Genomic DNA, 13,784 nt, shown 5'->3' on the forward strand with positions numbered 1-13,784 from the left:
GGCTATGTAAATCAATGCCAGTTCGATGGGAGGGTTGACCAATGATGTTCCGCAGACTCGTTCAGCTTTTCACCGGCCTTGCCATGTACGGCATTTCGCTGGCCCTCTTCATCCGCGCCGGGCTGGGCCTGGACCCCTGGGACGTGTTCCACCAGGGCGTGGCCAACCGGACCGGGTTGAGCATCGGTGTCGTGGTCATCATCGTCAGTTTCCTGGTGCTACTGCTGTGGATTCCGCTGCGCCAGCGGCCCGGCTTCGGCACCCTCTGCAACGCCATTCTGGTAGGGGTCTTCGCCGACGTCGGACTGGCGCTGATTCCCTCCCTGTCCAACATTGCCGGACAGCTGGGCATGCTGGCGGGCGCCGTTCTCCTGAACGGCATCGCCTCGGCGTGCTACATCGGTGCCAGGTTCGGACCGGGGGCCCGTGACGGCCTGATGACCGGACTCGCGCGCCGCACAGGGTGGTCCGTCCGGTTGTCCCGCACCCTTATCGAGGTGGTAGTCCTCGCGGCAGGCTGGCTGCTGGGCGGGTCCGTTGGCGTGGGAACCGTGCTCTATGCGCTGGCGATCGGGCCGCTGGTACAGCTGCTGCTGCCCTGGTTCATGGTTCCGGCCGGCACTCCGAAAGTGGCCCGGGTGGCGCGTTCGGACGGGAAGCCGGATGGCGGCCCGGAAGCCGCCGGTGAAACCAGCTATTCCGGGACGGGCTGGCACTTTGGGCAAAAGTAGATGTCGCGTTCCTCTTCACCGTTCAGTTTCCCCAGCAGTCCGCGCCGCACCGGCGTACCGCACTTGAGGCACGGGTGCTGGTCCCGGCGGTACACCCAGTAGCCGGGCCTCCCGGCCATCCTGCCCACCGGCATGCCGCGGGCGTTGAGGATGGTGACGCGGCGGCCCGGGCCCAGGTTTGCTTCCAGGAGCTGCTTGGCGTCCGTCATCAGGGTGCGCAGGTCCGCCACCCCGGATACGGGTGTGGCCGGATGTACGCCGGAGAGGAAACAGGCCTCGCAGCGGTAGATGTTCCCGATGCCGGCAAGGTTGCTCTGGTCGAGGATGGCCACTCCGATGGGAACCTCCGGCCGTGCCAGGAGCCGGCGTTCGGCCTCGTCCGGGTCCCAGTCCGGGCCCAGGAGGTCCGGACCGAGGAACCCGACGATGGAGTCCTCGTTCGCAGTCGCCACCACTTCCAAGATGCCCAGGGAGAAGCCGACGGCGTCCGCGGCCGCAGTGCGCAGCACGCACCGCGCGGTGAAGCCGGGTTTCCGCCACCTGCCACCGGGCGGGTAGACCTGCCACGTTCCTTCCATCTTTAAGTGGGAGTGAATGGTAAGGGCCTTGTCCCCTGGCCCCTTCACCCTCATGAGCAGGTGCTTGCCCCGCGGGACAACCTCGGCCACAGTCCAGCCGGTGAGGTTCAGCGTGGCGAAGCGCGGTACCCGGAAGTCCGAGGCGGTCAGTGTCTGTCCGGCCAGCGCCTCGTGCAGTTGCCGGGCGGCCCGCCAGACCGAATCCCCCTCAGGCACGGATCCTCAGGCCTTTCGGGGTGGAGTAGGCGCCGGCAGCGCTGAGGGCAGCGGCAATGGGGGTGTCCAGGATCCCCTGGCCGTTCACTTTTTCCATGATCAGTTTGTCCACGGCTCCGCGGGTGACCACTCCCACCAGTGCTGCGCCGGCAGCGCCAAGGACGGCGGGGTCGTCGGAGAACGCCAGCAGTGTCTTGCCACCCCGCTCCACGTAAAGAACCAGGGCGCCGTCCACCAGCACCACCAGGGCTCCGGCTTTGCGGCCCGGCCGGTGTCCGGTGCCGGCATCGTCCCGCAGGGCCGGCCACGGGAGGGCAGCGCCGTAGGGATTCGCGGGATCCGTGGCGGCCAGGGCAAGGGCCACGGGTTCAGGTTTGGCGATCTGGCTATCCTCCGCGTACGAGCGCAGCCGGTCCACCGTGGCGGGGACTGCGAACTGCGCTGCGCCGAGGTGTTCGATGAAGTACCCGCGGCGGCACCGGCCGGCTTCCTCGAGCCTGGCCAGGACCTTGTACATCAGGCCGAAGCCGCCCAGGATCTGCTCCGCCATGACCGAACCGCGGGTCACCACCCCATACCTGTCCAGCAGGAGTTCTGCCGTAGCCCGGGCATGGATGGTGGCGTCCAGTTCCGGTTGCGGAAGGGCGGACCAGCGCCCGGCAGCCATTGGGGGAGTGGCGGCTGCACCCTGGGAACCGTACCGCCCGCCGGCCAGGCCCGCCGAGCCCATCAGCCCGGTGCCGTGGGAGCGGCCCAACCTGTTCAGCCGTGGTGCCCTGGACCGGGGAGCCTTCGCCACCTGCCGATGTGCCGTATGGCCGCCCGCGATCAGCGACCGGACGGGTGCGAAGGTGTCACCGGTGATCCGGCCCGCCCAGGCGAGATCCCAGAGGGCGGACACCACTTCCTGGTCGCTGAGCACCGAGTCCATGCCCCCTGCCACCTCCGTGAGCTGGCGGAAGAAGTACCCGCCGCCGTTGTTCCGGAGATGGTCGAGGAGCCGGAGGCCGGCATCGCCCGGTTCGTAGTCCGGTGCAGGGTTCAACGTCAGTTCCGCTGAGTCGGCCAGGTGCAGGCTGATCCAGCCGTCATTTCCGGGCAGGGCACCGGCTCCGGACCAGAGGACTTCGCCGGCTGCCATGAGCTCGTCCAGCATGGCGGGCTGGTAGTTGGAAACCCTGCCGGCCAGGATCAGGGGTTCCCAGGCCGATGCCGGGATGGGGACGCCGGACAGCTGGTCGATTGCGGTGACGATGCCGTCCAGTCCCCGCAGGGCCGGTTGCCCCCGCCCGCCGCCCGGGATCCGGACGTTTTGCCAGGCAGGAAGGAAACGGCCGTAAGCGGCGGCGTCCACGGGTTCCACTTCGGCGCGCAGTGCGGCCAGGGACCGCCGCCGGAGCTTCCGCAGCACCTCGGCGTCACACCATTCGCTGACGGCCGCGTGCACGGTTTCGCGCAGGATCTCTCTTTGCCGTCCGTCCCCGTCCGGCAGCCCGTCGTCCTCCCCGTCGGTTGGCGCGGACTCCGGCCCGGCTGCGGCGGGTGTTGCGTGCGGCCTGAATTCGCCTTCCACCACGCGGCCGTCGTCGGCAAGGCGTTTAAGGGCGGTGACCACCACGGCGACGCCCAGTCCCAGCCGGGCGGCGGCTTCAGCAGCGGTGAAGGGCCCGTGCGTGCGGGCGTAGCGGGATACGAGGTCGCCCAGCGGGTCCGCCACAGGCTCGATGAACGCCAACGGCACGCCCATGGGCAACGGAACACCGATGGCATCACGAAGGCGGGCCGCGTCCTCCACGGCAGCGAACCGTTCGGCGCCGCCGATGTTTACCTTGATGGCGCGGTTGGCCCGTTGCAGCGCCACGAGGTGGGCGGTGGCTTCCTCAACAGTGGCTGAGGCGGTATGGACCGGCGCGGGTTCGGAAGGCTCAGGCACCGGGTCGTCAGCAAAGTCGGCGTCGGCCTGGGCTGCAGGGGTCCCGGCGGGCTCTCCGGCCGTTGCAGGCTCAACCCCTGCTGCCGGCTCCAGCCGGGCGGCGGCCTCGTCCGGGTCCAGCGGGCCAAGGAGCCGCAGGAGGTCAGCCACCCCCTCAAGTCCCCGCACCCGGCGGTCCGGCACCAGCCGCTGCAGTTCGAGTTCGGTGGCGTCGATGACCTTGGCATCCAGGAGTTCGCGCAGCTCCACCCGGCCCAAAAGCTCATTCAGGAGGGTGGAGTCCAAGGCAAGCGCAGCGGCGCGCCGCTCCGCCAGCGGGGAATCGCCCTCATACAGGAACTGGGCAACGTAACCGAAGAGCAGGGACTTGGCGAACGGCGACGGCTGCTGCGTGGTGGTCTGCACCACCCGCAGTTCGCGGCGTTCAACGGCGGCCGCAATGTCCTTCAGCGCCGGCAGGTCGTAGACGTCCTGGAGGCATTCCCGGACGGTCTCCAGGACGATGGGGAACGTGGGGTATTTCCGTGCCACATCCAGCAGCTGGGCGGACCGCTGCCGCTGCTGCCACAGGGGCTGCCGCTTGCCGGGGGTCTGCCGCGGCAGCAAGAGGGCACGGGCCGCACACTCGCGGAACCGTGAAGCAAACAGGGCACTGCCACCCACCTCGGCAGTGACGATCTGCTCCAGTTCCTCGGGGTCGAAGAGGAACAGCTCGGCGCCCGGGGGCTCATCCTCCATCATCGGCACCCGCAGCACAATGCCGTCGTCGGCAGCCATGGCAGAGCCGTCCAGGCCGTACCGCTGGTGGAGCCGCTGACCCACGGCCAGGGCCCACGGTGCATGGACCGGCATGCCGAAGGGGCTGTGCAGGATCACGCGCCAGTCGCCGAGTTCGTCGTGGAACCGTTCCACCAAGAGGGTGGTGTCACTGGGGACCACCTCCGTGGCCTGCTTCTGTTCGGAGAGGTACTGGATGAGGTTGTTGGCGGCGAAGGCGTCCAGCCCGCTGGCCTGGCAGCGTTCGGCGGCCGGTCCGGCGTCGGAGGCTGACAGCTCGCGCACGAAGGCGCCGAGGGCGCGGCCCAGGTCCACCGGCCGGCCCAATGAATCACCCTTCCAGAAGGGAAGCTTGCCGGGCTGGCCAAAGGCCGGGGAGACCAGCACTCGGTCGTGCGTGATGTCCTCGATCTTCCAGCTGGTGGCACCGAGCGCGAAGACGTCACCCACGCGGGATTCGTACACCATCTCCTCGTCCAGCTCGCCCACACGCCGGCCACCCTTGGGGGCCGGAGCCGGCTTGCCGTCCTCAGACGGGGAAGCCGAGCCTTCCATCTCCGTGCCGATGATGTAGACGCCGAACAGGCCGCGGTCCGGGATGGTTCCGCCGGAGGTCACGGCGAGCCGCTGGGCGCCGGGCCTGCCTTCGATGGTCCCTTCATTGCGGTCCCAGATGATCCGTGGCCGCAGTTCGGCAAATTCATCGGACGGATACCGGCCGGCCAGCAGGTCCAGGGTGGCCTCGAACGCGGAGCGGGGGAGCGAAGCGAACGGGGCCGAGCGGCGGACCGTGGCGAACCATTCCTCGACGTCGATGCTGCCCAGGGCAGTGGCGGCCACCGTCTGCTGCGCCAGGATGTCCAGGGGGTTGGCCGGGATGCTGAGGCGTTCGATTTTGCCGTCCAGCATGCGTTCCACGGTGATGGCCGTGTGCACCAGATCCGCCCGGTGCTTGGGGAACAGGACGCCCTGCGAAATTTCGCCCACCTGGTGCCCGGCACGCCCCACACGCTGCAGGCCGCTGGCCACCGAGGGCGGCGACTCCACCTGCACCACCAGGTCAACCGCGCCCATGTCGATGCCAAGTTCCAGTGAGGACGTGGCCACCACACACCGCAGCCGCCCGGATTTGAGGTCGTCCTCAATGAGCGCGCGCTGGTCCTTGGACACCGAGCCGTGGTGCGCGCGGGCCAGTACCGGATCGGCCCCTGCCGAGCTTCCGGCCTGCGCCATCATGTGGGCGGGAGTGGCAGTAGAGGCAGGAACACCCGACGCCGGCGCGGAGCCACCGCCCGGTGCAGCGAACACTTCCGCGCCTTCCTCCAGGGGTCCGTCCCAGCCGCCGCCGGCGGCCATGAGCTGGCGTTCGGCATAGATTTCGTTGAGGCGAGCCGTCAGCCGTTCCGACAGCCGGCGGGAGTTGGCGAAGACGATGGTGGACTGGTTGGCCAGCACCAGGTCAACGATCTTTTCCTCCACATGCGGCCAGATGGACGCCTGCGGCTGCAGCCCGGAGGCCGGGCCAGAGTCGAACGCGCCCGCTGCACCCTGGAGATCGGACATGTCCTCCACCGGTACCGACACCGTAAGGTCCCAGTTCTTCTTCGAGGGCGGGGCCACGATTTCGACGGGAGCGGTCCCGGCAAGGAACTGAGCCACCAGTTCCTTTGGCTCCACAGTGGCGGAAAGTCCGATCCGCTGTGCGGGTTTGGGCAGCAGCGCGTCCAGGCGTTCCAGTGAAACAGCCAGGTGGGCTCCGCGCTTGGTACCGGCAACGGCGTGGACTTCATCGATGATGATGGTGTCCACCTCGCTGAGAGTCTCCCTGGCCCGGGACGTGAGCATGAGGAACAGGGACTCGGGCGTGGTGATGAGGATGTCCGGCGGGTTGTTCAGCAGCGCCCGCCGGTCCGCCGTGGTGGTGTCCCCGGACCGGACGCCCACGGTGATCAGCGGGGCGGGCAGTCCCAGCCGCTTGGCCGTCTGCGTGATGCCGATCAGCGGGGAACGCAAGTTCCGTTCCACGTCCACGCCGAGGGCCTTCAGCGGCGAAATGTACAGCACCTTGGTTTTGCGCTTGGGCGCACGGGGCCGGCGGGCTTTCGCCGGGGCCTTGGTTCCTTTGGCGCCGGCCACGGTGGCGGGTACGGCAGCTTGCGCGGGGGCTTCGGTGTCTGCGGCGGGCGCCGCGGAGAGGAGCCGGTCCAGTGCCCACAGGAATGCGGCGAGCGTTTTGCCGGATCCGGTGGGTGCCACCACCAGGGCGTGCGAGCCCGACGAAATGGCGTTCCAGGCGCCGTCCTGTGCAGGGGTGGGTTCGGTGAAAGCGCCCATGAACCAGTCCCGGGTGGGCCGGGTGAACTGGCCCATTGGCGCTGTGGCCACGGCGCCCCGGCCGTCCGTGGAGGACTCTTCCTGGTTCATGCCTCCATCATGCCCCACCCCACCGACAGAGCGGCCGGAGCCCCGGGGACGGCCCCACTGCCGCCTGCCGGAACGGGAACCGACGGCGGGGGTGCTGCAGAGCGTTGCTTGTCCCGCTTCAGTACTTTCCCGCCCTCGGTTGCCGGCCCTTCGGCAGCCGGACGGCTTCCCTCCGGTCCAGCCGGATCGATGCCATGCCAGTTCACCCTGCCTCACCCAGCGGCCCGTCAGGCCAATCTGTGACACGTCCGTTATGGGCCGCTGCCTGTCCACAGCTAATTTGATAAGTATACTTAGCTTGTCGGGGGTTGAGTCTGGCGTTCACGAACATCCCGGCGATGACGTGCACTAATACGACTGAAAGCAGGACACATCATGACCAGCATGAGTTCCACCGGTCGCACCGCAGGCCGGACCAATATCCAAAAAGCAACCTTGGCTGTTGGCGCCGTCTTCCTCCTGGTGGGGGTTCTGGGCTTCGTCCCGGGCATCACGTCCAACTATGAAAGCCTCGGCTTCGCCGGGCACGGTTCCGAGGCATTGCTCCTGGGCATTTTCCAGGTCTCCATCCTGCACAACATCGTGCACCTGCTCTTCGGTATCGCGGGCATTGCGATGGCGGGCAGCGCCGCGCAGTCCAGGAATTACCTGATCGGCGGCGGTGCCATTTACCTGGTGCTGTGGCTGTACGGTCTCCTGATCGGCCAGGATTCGGCTGCCAACTTTGTTCCGGTCAATACCGCTGACAACTGGCTGCACTTCGTCCTCGGAGTTGCCATGATCGGCCTGGGCGTCGCCCTTTCACGCGGCACGGCCCGGACCGGGCACACCACCGCGTAGGCGCCACCAGGAACAAAACAGGCGGTCCGGCATCTGCCGGACCGCCTGCTTTTTGGTGTCCTGGAGGCCCGGCGTCAGGCGGGCTGGAAAGCGCCGATGGTCAGCAGTTTGATGTCTGCGTTGCTGCAGGCGGTGGTGGGCTGGGCCAGGAAAAGGGACTCTGTGTCTTCCGGTGGGTAGATCCGGTAGCCGGCCGCGTCAACAGGTGAGCAGTCAGTGTAATTGCCCGCTTGCGTGTACCGCAGCTGGGCCCAGCCCGTTTGGCCGGGCGCCAGCAGGACGTCCGTAACAGGCACGGATTCGTCCCGGGTGGCCGCCGCGCCAATGGGGCCGCCTGCCGCGTCAGCCGCGAGGGACACTCCGGGGAAGCCCTTGAGGATGCAGGGCTCGTTGCCGGTGTTGGTGAGGTTGAGCTTCATGTAGACGCTCCCCGCGGCGCCGCCGCCGGACGCGTCGGTCGCGGCGGACAGCCCTGCCGCCTTGCACAGTCCGGGCCCTGCCGGTGTGGTGGTGGCAGGGGCGGCTGACGACGGCGGCGCGGCCGTTGTAGCCGGGGGTGCGGACTGCGAGGGGCTGGCGGAGCCCGTCCCCGGCCCGGCCGGGGTGGTGGTCGTTTGGCCCTGCGGCTGGCCGAGACCGCACGATGCAAGCAGTAGGGCGGCCGCCACGCCGGCCGTCGACAAGGCTATCCCCTGGAGTGTTTTCTGAGACCTCATGCCACCACCTTCGCGGCAGTCCGGGGCGGCGTCAACGATGCCACGTGGTTCCACGGCAATTTGATGCCCGGATCGTGATGATCCGGGCATCAAGCCAGGACTACTTGGGGCTGTCGGCTGCCTTCCGGCGTGCGCCGCTCCGGAGCAGTGCGAGGCCGCCGAGAACCAGTCCGGCCACGCCGGCCCCGAGGCCGGCCCAGCTACGGGCATCGGCGCCGCTGTCCGTCACGGACGCTGCCTGTTCCGTGTGGGTTGCCGCGGCTGCGGTGGTGCCGTGCCCGTCCGACGAAGCGGCCTCGGTGATGGTGATGGACGGGGCCGGCGCCTTCAGTGAGTGCGGGTCCTGGCCATCCTTCGCGATTTCCGACCAGTCAGTCTGGCCGGCCTCGCACGTCTGCATCGTGGGGAAGTTCAGCGTGGTGCCGGCGGCGTCGGGAAGCTTGACGGACAGGACCAGCGTGTCACGGAGTTCGTGCGCCAGGGGCGTTTTGGCTGTGTAGACGATCTGGCTGGTCCGCTTGGTGATGGAGCTGCCGTCGGCGAGCTTCTTCGGCTCGGCGAGCTGTTCGGTCACTTTTTCCGCGGTCCAGTTGGGGTTCACGGTGGGCTGGGCGTCGTTGAGCTCTGCCGGCAGCGTGATGGCCACCTTGGTGGTGGCGGATTCCTCGCAGCCGTGGGGGATGGCGAACGTCAGCAGCGCGTAGGAGTTGGCTGAGGTCTTGTCCGGCGTCACGCCCACATGGGCGGACGCGGCTCCGGCGCCTGCCAGGATCAGCGCGGCGGTGCCGCCTGCGGCTGCGGCTGCGGTCAGGGTACGGCGAAGTGCAGAGGAGTTCATGGGTTGCCTTTCTGGTGCACACCATCAGTGGCGTGCAATGTTTTTGGGAAGGCCCGGGCCGGCGTGCAGTGGCGGCGCGGGTCAGTAGGAAAGCACGACGGCGGAAGGCGGGCCGCGTCGGCTGTCCTGCCGCAGGTTCCGCCAGGGGCGGAGGGGAGCGGCGGCGGGGGGAAGTGCTGCGGGAACGGGCCCGGCGTCGTTGAAAGCCAAGGGTGCGGGAAGGCCGGCGAGGGGCCGCAGCCAGCCGGCCAGGGCCCAGAGCGCTGCTTCTCCCTTGGAAAGCAGCAGGGCACATCCAAGGGTTGCCAGCGCGTGCGCGGCCAGCATAAGGAAACCTGACGAAGGGTCCGTTGGGCCCACGTGCCCGGCCAGGGCCAGCAGTTCCGGCGGGAGCGGCGGCACACCGTGCTGGTGGCCCGCATAGGCTGCCAAGGTACCTGACGGCTGTGAGGGCACACTGAACGTGGCGAACAGTTGGTGCAGCGCCAGTTGTCCGCCGCCCATCAGCCCGGCCATGGCTGGGAAGGAGAGCTTGAGCCTGGTGGCAGCGGTGCTGGCGAGACCCGTGAGCGCCAGGATGGCCAGGAGGATGCCCGGAGCGGGCAGCTGCCCGCCGCCGGCCACGTGGGCGCCTGCCGCAAGGGTCAGGATGCCAGTTGCAAGTGCTGAGGCGCGGACGAGGTGGAACGGTGTGCGGTGTGCCGGCACTGCCTCTCCCCTCCCGGTGCGGTGGCGCGTACAACGGCAGGAAACAGCGGCTGTTCCTGCCCGACCGATTCTACCGGGGAACCAGGGACGTTACGGTGCCGGCCTGACGGTCTGTGGAAACCCGTCGCGGACAGCCGTGAGGGGGATGCTTGTCAGGCCCCGGCCAGCAGCTCAGCCAGGACATCCGCAGCGCTCTGGTGCAGGATGAGCCGAGCAGACTGCCCCGCCCACAGTGACATGAGATCCGTGTTTCCGGCAGCGGCGGCCGTCGGTCGGAACCGTCCGGTCAGCCAGTTCTGGACGGGGAATGGAGCAATGGCCGGCGGCGCCAGTTCGGAGGTAACCCGGTTGGGGATTCCGCGTGCCAGCCGGCCGCTCAGCGCGCGGGTCAGGACCGTATTCCCTGCGGCCGGGCTGTGCAGCAGCTCCCGGTAGGCCGGCGCGGCGGCCGATTCACTGGTGGCCAGGAAGGCCGTGCCAACCTGGACACCGTCGGCACCGAGCGCCAGGGCGGCGGCAAACCCGCGGCGGTCAGCGATGCCGCCCGCCGCGATGACGGGGATGCTGACGGCATCGGCCACCTGGGGGACCAGGGAGAACGTGCCCACCAGGGATTCCTCGGCGGGGCGCAGGAAGGACACACGGTGGCCGCCGGACTCCATGCCACTGGCCACCACGGCATCCACGCCACCCGCCTCAAGGGCCAGGGCCTCCTCCACGGTGGTGGCGGTGCCGGCCACTTTGATGCCGCGCCGGTGCGCTTCTTCCACTATTTCCGGCGCGGGGACGCCAAAGACGAAACTGACGACGGCGGGGGCAGCCTCCAGGGTTGCCTCCACCTGCTCGGCGTAATCGGCCATGAAGCGCGCCGGCATGTCCGGCAGTTCGAGGCCAAGCTCCTCGAAGTAGGGCTGGAGGGCGCGGACATAGCTGTCGAACTCGGTCCGGGGCAGCTCCGTCGTTTCGGTTCCGGTGGGCACCCACAGATTAAGGGCGAATGGCTTGGCCGTGGCGGCACGAAGTTCCGCCGCCGTCTGAAGGATCGCGGCGCCGTCGTACCCGTACAAGCCGTACGAACCCAGCCCGCCGCCGTCGGACACCGCCGCGGTGAGCGCCACGGAAGACACGCCGCCGAAGGGGCCAAGCACCACCGGCACGTCAATGCCGAGTACGTCCGTGAGCCTGTTGCGGCGCGAAGCGGCGTGGTTCTGCTGGGGCATGGCATTCTCCTGACGGATCCGGTGGTTTGCTGCTGTTGCGACCAGTCTTGCAGGGCCGGGCTGCGCTCCCAAGTCCCGGCCCGCTCCAGCTGCGTTCGCGTGCAGGGAAGGGCCGGTCACGTCCGCGCTGCCCGGCGATAGACTGCATTTCATCAGTGCAGGCGATCTAAGGAGAAGTTCATGGACTACACCGGAAGCCAGTCAGAAAAGGTTGTTCCGGCTGGTGAACTTGGCCGCAGCCACATCGGCCAGACCATCACCTTCCAGCCCAACGAGTTCACCGTGGTGTTTGGAAAGCTGGCCGGGATCGCGCGGACGGAAGCCATGGTTTACCTGTCACTGCAGGGCGTCGGAAACGGCACGCACCTGAAGGACGAGTACGACCTCCCGGCCACGCATGACGTGTATGTGCCGGTGGATGTCATCAGCAACGCGGAATCCACCATCAAGGACCTCTTCGGCAAAGTCCAGGAGAACCTCCGCGGCGGCGGCCACAGGGGCGGCGAGGACCGCACCGACAAGCTGTAGCCGTACTTACGGACGGTGGCTCTATCCAGCTGGAGCCACCGTCCGGCCACAGTTCAACAGCGGGCGATTGGAGCGGGCCATGCCCCTTTATCTCTCAAAATTCAGTTACACCCCGGAGACGTGGTCACGGCTGACGCGGAATCCGGAAGACCGGCGGAAAGCCGCCCAGGCCTATATCGAATCCGTGGGCGGCAAGCTCCATGGTTTTTGGTACGGATTCGGCGCCCATGACGGCTACAACCTGTGGGAAGCCCCGGACAACGTTTCCATGGCCGCGGTGGCACTGGCCATCAGCGGAGGAGGTGCGCTGAGCTCCTTCGAAACCACAGTGCTGCTCACGGTCGAGGAAACCCTGGAAGCCCTCAAAGTGGCCGCGGAGATTTCCTACCGGCCGCCTGGCAACCCGACCTGACGCCACCGTGGTTCCGCGGTCCCGGAGCGCGGGCGCCGGCTGTGGTGGAATGTGGTTATTGACTCCGTGCCGGCGGGGACAGCAATGGCATCATTGTTTCGCCGTTCACGGCCTTACGCCTGCGGAAGAAGGACCACTCCTGTGGCGGCCTGAAGGTACGGGGCCGGATCGGGGTCGTCACCGGCGGCCCACTCGAGCCATGCCTGGAACGTGGCACCGATAAAGGCCGCGCACGCATACCGTGCCGTAGCGGCAGGAACCCCGGCCGCCTCGAGGTGCGCGAGGGTGCGCCCGCGCTGGGAGCCGAGGGCTTCGTAGCTTCGGTTGAGCAGTTCCCGGTGCTCACCGATCAGGCGGAGGCGCGCCCGGGTGACCGCCAGGTCGGGCAGGGCGGCGGCGCCGGCAATCACCGCCCGGCGCAGTCCGTCCAACGGATCGTCACCTGCCGACGGCAAGGGGCCAGCTTCCAGCGCCAGCATTGATGCTTCGATGGCGGGTTCGGTGCCGCCCCACACCAGGTCCGCTTTGGTGGCGAAGTAGCGGTACAGGCTCTTCCGGCCTATGCCGGCAGCCCGGGCAATGTCCTCCATGGAGGTTTCCTCGTACCCGTTCCGGGCGAAGAGTTCCATGGCCACCCGTGCCACGGCCTCGGGATCGATGGTGGCAGGGCGTCCCGTGGACTTGGTTGCTGGCTCTCCCGTCGGCATGCCAACAGTATTCACCCTGGACACCCTTCCATAATGACACTCTGTGTCATAAGCTGACGGCATCAGCCTGCGCAATCGAAAGGAACACCATGGGCAACGACGCCGCATGGCAGGAAAATGCCACTCCCGGCCGCTTCTCCGGCAGGACCGTGATCGTCACCGGGGCCGGTTCGGGCATCGGCCGGGCCACCGCACTGCGGATTGCCAGGGAAGGCGGACGGGTCATTGCCGCAGACATCAGCAAGCAGCGGCTGGACGACCTTGTGGCAGAGAACGCCGGCCTGGACCTGGTCCCGGTTGCCGGGGACATTTCCACTGAAGAGACCGTGGCCGCCGTCATTGCCGCTGCCGGCGGGCGGGTGGACGCACTGGCTAACATCGCGGGGATCATGGACAACTTCGCCCCCATCCACGAGGTGGACGACGAACTCTGGGACCGGGTGTTCCGCATTAACGTCACCGCGCTGATGCGCCTCACCCGGGCAGTGGTTCCGCTGATGCTGGAGTCAGGCGCGGGATCGGTGGTCAACGTCGCCTCCGAGGCGGGTCTGCGCGGATCCGCCGCCGGCGCCGCCTACACAGCCTCCAAGCACGCAGTGGTGGGCCTGACCAAGAACTCCGCCGTCATGTACGGCCCCCGCGGGCTTCGCTTCAACGCGGTTGCACCGGGCGCCACCATCACCAATATCGAAGCCAACTGGGGCTCGGAACTGGCAGCAGGCCGGCTGGGCCCGCTGATGCAGGCCAACATCCCCGCGCCCGCCACCGCTGCACAGCTGGCCGCATCCATCACGTTCCTGCTCAGCGAGGACGGCACCAACGTCAACGGCGCCATCCTCGCCTCCGACGGCGGCTGGTCGGCGTTGTAAGGCGGCGCGGACCCTGGTTCCCGGGCACCAAAGAGAAAGCGTACGACGGCGGGGAGGCCCGCCGTCGTACGCTTGCCCTTTTCTTCGGGTACTTTCCGGGAAGGGCTCAGGTGCAGGCCTGGACCGCGGGCACCGGCCTCCCGCGCGGTGACGCCGGTGGCGCCGCGGCCGGTGGCCGGTGGCCCACTGTTGTAGCCCACGTGGGCCACATCATGCCGGCATCAGGCTTCCTTGACCACGCGGTTCGTCAGGTAGCCCTGGCCCTCCGCGGAGGGTGGCTGCCGCCG

General features: G+C 68.2%; 12 protein-coding genes. 5 read left to right on the top strand and 7 right to left on the bottom strand.

What is annotated here, in order from left to right; all coding sequences use genetic code 11:
- The first annotated feature begins 41 nt into the window (after positions 1 to 41).
- The gene (locus ACP3TD_RS04360) at positions 42 to 731 is read left to right on the top strand and encodes a YczE/YyaS/YitT family protein (RefSeq protein ID WP_426765722.1); all 690 of its coding nucleotides are present in this window, start codon (positions 42 to 44) and stop codon (positions 729 to 731) included.
- Here the strand turns inward: ACP3TD_RS04360 and ACP3TD_RS04365 are convergent.
- Together ACP3TD_RS04365 and ACP3TD_RS04370 are read right to left on the bottom strand one after the other, a co-directional pair.
- Complete coding sequence (locus ACP3TD_RS04365; protein WP_426765723.1) at positions 695 to 1,525, bottom strand: Fpg/Nei family DNA glycosylase; 831 nt, start codon at positions 1,523 to 1,525, stop codon at positions 695 to 697. The genes ACP3TD_RS04360 and ACP3TD_RS04365 overlap by 37 nt on opposite strands.
- Positions 1,518 to 6,659 (bottom strand): Lhr family ATP-dependent helicase, encoded by a 5,142-nt coding sequence (locus ACP3TD_RS04370; RefSeq protein WP_426765724.1) that lies wholly within the window; start codon positions 6,657 to 6,659, stop codon positions 1,518 to 1,520. The genes ACP3TD_RS04365 and ACP3TD_RS04370 overlap by 8 nt, the downstream gene beginning before the upstream one ends.
- 375 nt (positions 6,660 to 7,034) lie before the next feature.
- Between ACP3TD_RS04370 and ACP3TD_RS04375 the strand changes: the two genes are divergently transcribed.
- A complete protein-coding gene (locus ACP3TD_RS04375; RefSeq protein ID WP_426765725.1) occupies positions 7,035 to 7,499 on the top strand; it encodes a DUF4383 domain-containing protein in 465 nt (154 codons plus the stop codon).
- A gap of 74 nt (positions 7,500 to 7,573) precedes the next feature.
- Here ACP3TD_RS04375 and ACP3TD_RS04380 read toward each other — a convergent pair whose 3' ends face one another.
- The 4 genes from ACP3TD_RS04380 to ACP3TD_RS04395 form a co-directional block, all read right to left on the bottom strand.
- Positions 7,574 to 8,215, bottom strand: coding sequence for a DUF4232 domain-containing protein (locus ACP3TD_RS04380; protein ID WP_426765726.1), 642 nt, complete (start codon positions 8,213 to 8,215; stop codon positions 7,574 to 7,576).
- Between the two features lie 100 nt (positions 8,216 to 8,315).
- On the bottom strand, positions 8,316 to 9,053 hold the full coding sequence (locus ACP3TD_RS04385; RefSeq protein WP_426765727.1) for a YcnI family protein: 738 nt from the start codon (positions 9,051 to 9,053) through the stop codon (positions 8,316 to 8,318).
- Between the two features lie 81 nt (positions 9,054 to 9,134).
- Positions 9,135 to 9,761, bottom strand: coding sequence for a hypothetical protein (locus tag ACP3TD_RS04390; RefSeq protein ID WP_426765728.1), 627 nt, complete (start codon positions 9,759 to 9,761; stop codon positions 9,135 to 9,137).
- A 152-nt stretch (positions 9,762 to 9,913) separates the two neighbouring features.
- Entirely contained in the window at positions 9,914 to 10,981 is a 1,068-nt protein-coding gene (locus tag ACP3TD_RS04395) for an NAD(P)H-dependent flavin oxidoreductase (RefSeq protein WP_426765729.1), read from the bottom strand.
- 180 nt (positions 10,982 to 11,161) lie between these two features.
- On the opposite strand from ACP3TD_RS04395, the gene ACP3TD_RS04400 reads away from it, so the two are divergent.
- A complete protein-coding gene (locus ACP3TD_RS04400; RefSeq protein ID WP_091718143.1) occupies positions 11,162 to 11,509 on the top strand; it encodes a hypothetical protein in 348 nt (115 codons plus the stop codon).
- Positions 11,510 to 11,588: 79 nt separating this feature from the next.
- Positions 11,589 to 11,921 carry a GYD domain-containing protein gene (locus tag ACP3TD_RS04405; RefSeq protein ID WP_426765730.1) on the top strand — a complete coding sequence of 111 codons (333 nt, stop codon included), beginning with the start codon at positions 11,589 to 11,591 and terminating at the stop codon, positions 11,919 to 11,921.
- 113 nt (positions 11,922 to 12,034) lie between these two features.
- Here the strand turns inward: ACP3TD_RS04405 and ACP3TD_RS04410 are convergent, their stop codons facing one another.
- On the bottom strand, positions 12,035 to 12,628 hold the full coding sequence (locus tag ACP3TD_RS04410) for a TetR family transcriptional regulator (protein WP_426765731.1): 594 nt from the start codon (positions 12,626 to 12,628) through the stop codon (positions 12,035 to 12,037).
- 89 nt (positions 12,629 to 12,717) lie between these two features.
- Between ACP3TD_RS04410 and ACP3TD_RS04415 the strand changes: the two genes are divergently transcribed.
- The gene (locus tag ACP3TD_RS04415; protein WP_426765732.1) at positions 12,718 to 13,497 is read left to right on the top strand and encodes an SDR family NAD(P)-dependent oxidoreductase; all 780 of its coding nucleotides are present in this window, start codon (positions 12,718 to 12,720) and stop codon (positions 13,495 to 13,497) included.
- The last annotated feature ends 287 nt before the right edge of the window (positions 13,498 to 13,784 follow it).

The organism is Pseudarthrobacter sp. 1G09, from assembly GCF_050038305.1.
GTDB lineage: Bacteria > Actinomycetota > Actinomycetes > Actinomycetales > Micrococcaceae > Arthrobacter > Arthrobacter equi.

Excerpts from the sequence above, each read along its gene's own strand:
- ACP3TD_RS04405 (WP_426765730.1), top strand. The coding sequence starts at position 11,589 with ATGCCCCTTTATCTCTCAAAATTCAGTTACACCCCGGAGACGTGGTCA.
- ACP3TD_RS04415 (WP_426765732.1), top strand. The coding sequence starts at position 12,718 with ATGGGCAACGACGCCGCATGGCAGGAAAATGCCACTCCCGGCCGCTTC.
- ACP3TD_RS04410 (WP_426765731.1), bottom strand. The coding sequence starts at position 12,628 with ATGCCGACGGGAGAGCCAGCAACCAAGTCCACGGGACGCCCTGCCACC.
- ACP3TD_RS04370 (WP_426765724.1), bottom strand. The coding sequence starts at position 6,659 with ATGAACCAGGAAGAGTCCTCCACGGACGGCCGGGGCGCCGTGGCCACA.
- ACP3TD_RS04375 (WP_426765725.1), top strand. The coding sequence starts at position 7,035 with ATGACCAGCATGAGTTCCACCGGTCGCACCGCAGGCCGGACCAATATC.
- ACP3TD_RS04385 (WP_426765727.1), bottom strand. The coding sequence starts at position 9,053 with ATGAACTCCTCTGCACTTCGCCGTACCCTGACCGCAGCCGCAGCCGCA.
- ACP3TD_RS04360 (WP_426765722.1), top strand. The coding sequence starts at position 42 with ATGATGTTCCGCAGACTCGTTCAGCTTTTCACCGGCCTTGCCATGTAC.
- ACP3TD_RS04395 (WP_426765729.1), bottom strand. The coding sequence starts at position 10,981 with ATGCCCCAGCAGAACCACGCCGCTTCGCGCCGCAACAGGCTCACGGAC.
- ACP3TD_RS04400 (WP_091718143.1), top strand. The coding sequence starts at position 11,162 with ATGGACTACACCGGAAGCCAGTCAGAAAAGGTTGTTCCGGCTGGTGAA.
- ACP3TD_RS04380 (WP_426765726.1), bottom strand. The coding sequence starts at position 8,215 with ATGAGGTCTCAGAAAACACTCCAGGGGATAGCCTTGTCGACGGCCGGC.